Below are 3,958 nucleotides of genomic sequence, written 5' to 3'. Positions count from 1 at the left end.
TTCCATTTTTAAGTAAATTTTCATAATCCATCTTTTATTGGTATCGATTATTTAAAATTTAAGATGATTATTGCCATGACCAAAATGACAACAAAAATTAATGCCACAACATAACTAGCCTTTGAGCCACCATGAAAAAATTCTGCCATTAATTTTAGTAGTTGCTCGATCAATGTTTATTTTTTCAAAAATATAGAAAAGAACTACATTCGGAGACAACTTATACGCCTTGAATGAAATGACTTCAGACGAAATAACAATTCGTAAAGCCACTTTGGACGACCTGCCCATCTTGCTCAATTTTGAACAGGAGATTATTAAAGCAGAACGTCCGTTTGATGTGACGATTAAAGAAGACCCGATTAGTTATTATGACCTCAAACAGATGGTTTTGGATGAGGATGCCTGTGTTCTGGTCGCCGAATCGGAAGGAAAAGTTGTGGCCTCAGGCTATGCCATTTCAAAAAGAGCCAGACATTACCTAGATCATGAATATTATGCCTATTTGGGGTTTATGTACACTGATCCGGCGTACAGGGGCAAAGGAATCAATGCCATGATTGTGGAAGCCTTGAAAAACTGGTCTACGGAAAAAGGCCTTCAGGAAATCAGGTTAACGGTCTATAGCGATAACCTTCCGGCCATTAAAGCCTATGAAAAAGTGGGCTTTAAAAAGCATATCATAGAAATGCGCTTGGAGTGATTTCCTGAGTCAAAATAAGTTCACAAATCGTATTTTTGGAGCAAATCAAAAAGGCATGACATTCCAAAACACCCTTGAGTTTGCGCAGCAGTTGGATGCCAAGGACAAACTGTTTAAATATCGACAAGAATTCCACTATCCAAAGGTGAACGGAAAGGAAGTCATCTATTTTACGGGCAATTCCTTGGGATTGCAGCCCAAGCGCACCCAAAGATTTGTTGACGAGGTCATGAAGGATTGGCGCGAGCTTGCCGTTGAAGGACATTTTTATGCGGACAAACCTTGGTGGGATTACCACGAACGATTGGCTTCGGGTTTGGCAAAGGTTGTTGGCGCAACCCCAGAGGAGGTTTCAGTGATGAACACCCTTACGGTGAATTTACATCTCTTGATGGTGTCCTTTTATCGCCCTACCGAAAAACGATATAAAATTCTTTGCGAGGAAAAAGCATTTCCATCCGATCAATATATGTTGCAGAGTCAGTTGCGGTTCCATGGTCTGGACCCCAATGATGCCCTAGTTGAAGTTAAAAAACGCAAAGGGGAAAATTTTTGGAGAACGGAGGACATCATCCAAAAAATCAATGAAGTAGGCGGGGAGTTGGCCTTGGTACTGATAGGTGGAGTGAATTACTACAACGGTCAAGTGTTGGATATGGAGACCATCACCAAAGCTGGGAAATCCGTAGGGGCTTTTGTGGGATGGGATTTGGCCCATGCCGTGGGCAATGTTAAATTGGATTTGCACAGATGGAATGCCGATTTTGCGGCCTGGTGCAGTTATAAATATATGAACAGCGGGCCTGGAAATGCTTCAGGTATTTTTGTGCATGAAAGACATTTGGCCAAAAAGGATATTCCTCGCTTTGAAGGATGGTGGGGCACCAAAAAGGAAACCCGTTTTTTAATGGAACCCGAATTTGACCCCATTGAAACCGCAGATGCGTGGCAATTGAGCAATCCGCCCATATTATCGCTTGCACCCTATTTGGCATCCTTGGAACTTTTTGATGAAGTGGGCATGGATGCCCTTATTGAAAAGCAGCAAACCCTAGTGGCCTATTTGGAGTTTATTCTGCATGAAATTGATAAACAGGTGGACAGCTCGTTTGAAATTATTACCCCAAAAGAACGCGGCTGCCAGCTCTCTGTCTTTTTGCATGGTGAAGGCCGGCCTTTGTTCGATTATCTCATGAAAAATGGGGTCATCACCGATTGGCGGGAACCCAATGTCATCCGGTTGGCCCCAGCACCCTTCTATTGCTCATACACCGATATGTACAATTTTGGTCAGATTTTAAAGCAGGGCATCCTGCAAAAATAACCCCCATGTTTTTAGGTCATCCAAGGCTATGAGATCATTGTTGCTCATTTTTTCCAATCCAAGATATTTTGCCCCTGCTTGGGTGTTTGCCAGTCTAAACCTGTGGTTTGGAACCTGGGCGGTGTACATTCCAACCGTAAAGGAAAAGCTGCACATAGATAAGGCAGATTTGGGCATAGCTATTTTTTGTCTCTCGCTGGGCGTTTTTACCATTTTTCCCGTGGCCTCCAAGATCATTAACAAGTTGGGAGTAGGAAAAGCCACATGGGTGGGGGTACTTTTAAGCAGTCTTACGGCTCTTTTCCCATTGTTGGCTCCCAATTATTATCTTTTAATGGGAAGTCTTTTTCTTTTTGGGGCATCCAATGGACTCACTGATATTGCAATGAACACCTTGGTCACTGAAATAGAAAAAGAGGACAAACAGAATTTTATGTCGGCAGCACACGGGTTTTTTAGTTTGGGCGGTGTTTTGGTGGGATTGGGCAGTTTTTTGATTCCGATACTGGACAACCCCGTATTGCACATGGGTATTACCGTGGCCATTGTGTTGATCATAAACCTTATCTTTTATAAAAACTATCTACATATAGTTGCAGCTCCGGTTGAAAAAGAGCCATTCAGCATAAAACTGTTTAAGCCGTTACTGTTGTTGGGCATCATTGGTTTTGTGGCCATGGGCAGTGAAGGTGCTATTATTGATTGGAGCGGCCTGTATTTAAAAGAAGTGACCTTGGCACCTGAGATTTTAATAGGCTCTGGATTTTTGGCCTTTTCCGTTACCATGACCTTGGGACGATTTTTGGGCGACGGTATCAGTGCCCGGATTGGTTCAGTGAATATTGTGGCACTGGGGGCCATTGTCTCTCTTCTGGGCTATATGCTTGTATTGTCTGGCCATACCTATTTGGCCATATTGGGCTTTGCCCTAAATGGATTGGGTTTTTCGGTCATGGTCCCTGAATTGTTCCGAATAGGGGGCAATGTTAAAGGTGTGGATTCTTCCCAAGGCGTTGCTTTTATTGCCGGAACCGGATATTCTGGCTTCTTGGTTGGTCCTGTAATCCTTGGGTTTATTGCGGAATCTGCTTCACTCACTTATAGCTTTTCAGTACTGTTGGGCTGTGTGGTAGTGGTATTGGGCATTACATTTTTCCTGCGCAAGAACCGAAAATAGGGGCATCACTCCCTAGAAACGGACAATCCTGTAAAATAAAGATGGAAATCACTATCGGGCCTTTTATGGCCTTGGGCAATCTCCAAACCACCCACATTGGCATAATCTTCCCAAGTGGAAACCAAGTTGGGCTCAGGTTGGTTGGATTTGCGATAGGCCCATTCCCGAAGGATAAAATCATCCTTAAAATAAAAATCATACGCATCACCAGGGGTGTAGCCACCATCATCACTGTACACAATGGTCAATTTATGCATGGTATCGCCGCTTATGGGCGCATTTACTTGCTCGGAATGTTCAAAAGTGTAATTGTTGGCGTCCCACATCAAATTAAAAGGAGCCATGAGCCAATAACGGTCATTGATAAAGCCTCCATTGGTTTTGTGGGCAATGCTATCCATGCTCTTACGATTGTAGGTCAAGGTATCAACCCCAGAAATAGAGGTAACCTCATCCATCTTGGGTTTCCAGACCCAGCTCCGCTCAAAATGGGTACTGTCCCTGTCCACATTAAAAGTGAAGGTGATCTTGGAAACAGATTCCCAGTTTTCGTATCCATGCGCATCGGCAATTTTTTCTGGAATGCTCTTTTCAGCTTCAGGTTGCGTCTCGGTTGTTGATGCCTTGGGCTCGGTTTTGCAACTGAGTACTAGGAAAAAAGAGAAAAGTGCAGCTATTGAAAAATACTTCATGTCTGTTTTTTTTCAAAGATAGAGCCCATTTGATTGACCTAGCTATCTCATTTCTTTAAAAT

Annotated in this window: 4 protein-coding genes; 3 read left to right on the top strand and 1 reads right to left on the bottom strand. The window is 43.1% G+C overall.

All coding sequences use genetic code 11. From position 1 onward, the window contains the following. Positions 1-238 precede the first annotated feature (238 nt). Genes A7D14_RS19555 through A7D14_RS19545 form a run of 3 tightly spaced genes read left to right on the top strand, consistent with a single transcriptional unit; the run spans position 239 to position 3,204 of the window. Entirely contained in the window at positions 239-703 is a 465-nt protein-coding gene (locus A7D14_RS19555) for a GNAT family N-acetyltransferase (protein WP_067038212.1), read from the top strand. Between the two features lie 55 nt (positions 704-758). Next, a complete protein-coding gene (gene kynU / locus A7D14_RS19550; RefSeq protein WP_067038210.1) occupies positions 759-2,027 on the top strand; it encodes a kynureninase in 1,269 nt (422 codons plus the stop codon). A 28-nt stretch (positions 2,028-2,055) separates the two neighbouring features. Then, on the top strand, positions 2,056-3,204 hold the full coding sequence (locus A7D14_RS19545) for an MFS transporter (protein ID WP_067038208.1): 1,149 nt from the start codon (positions 2,056-2,058) through the stop codon (positions 3,202-3,204). 5 nt (positions 3,205-3,209) lie between these two features. On the opposite strand, the gene A7D14_RS19540 is transcribed toward A7D14_RS19545, so the two are convergent. Next, entirely contained in the window at positions 3,210-3,896 is a 687-nt protein-coding gene (locus tag A7D14_RS19540) for a hypothetical protein (RefSeq protein ID WP_067038205.1), read from the bottom strand. Positions 3,897-3,958: the final 62 nt, after the last annotated feature.

It is taken from the genome of Allomuricauda sp. CP2A, assembly GCF_001683915.1.
Lineage (GTDB): Bacteria > Bacteroidota > Bacteroidia > Flavobacteriales > Flavobacteriaceae > Flagellimonas.
Note: the sequence above shows the minus strand (reverse complement) of the source record. Positions and strands in the feature narration are given on the sequence as shown.

Excerpts from the sequence above, each read along its gene's own strand:
- A7D14_RS19555 (WP_067038212.1), top strand. The coding sequence starts at position 239 with ATGACTTCAGACGAAATAACAATTCGTAAAGCCACTTTGGACGACCTG.
- kynU (WP_067038210.1), top strand. The coding sequence starts at position 759 with ATGACATTCCAAAACACCCTTGAGTTTGCGCAGCAGTTGGATGCCAAG.
- A7D14_RS19540 (WP_067038205.1), bottom strand. The coding sequence starts at position 3,896 with ATGAAGTATTTTTCAATAGCTGCACTTTTCTCTTTTTTCCTAGTACTC.
- A7D14_RS19545 (WP_067038208.1), top strand. The coding sequence starts at position 2,056 with ATGAGATCATTGTTGCTCATTTTTTCCAATCCAAGATATTTTGCCCCT.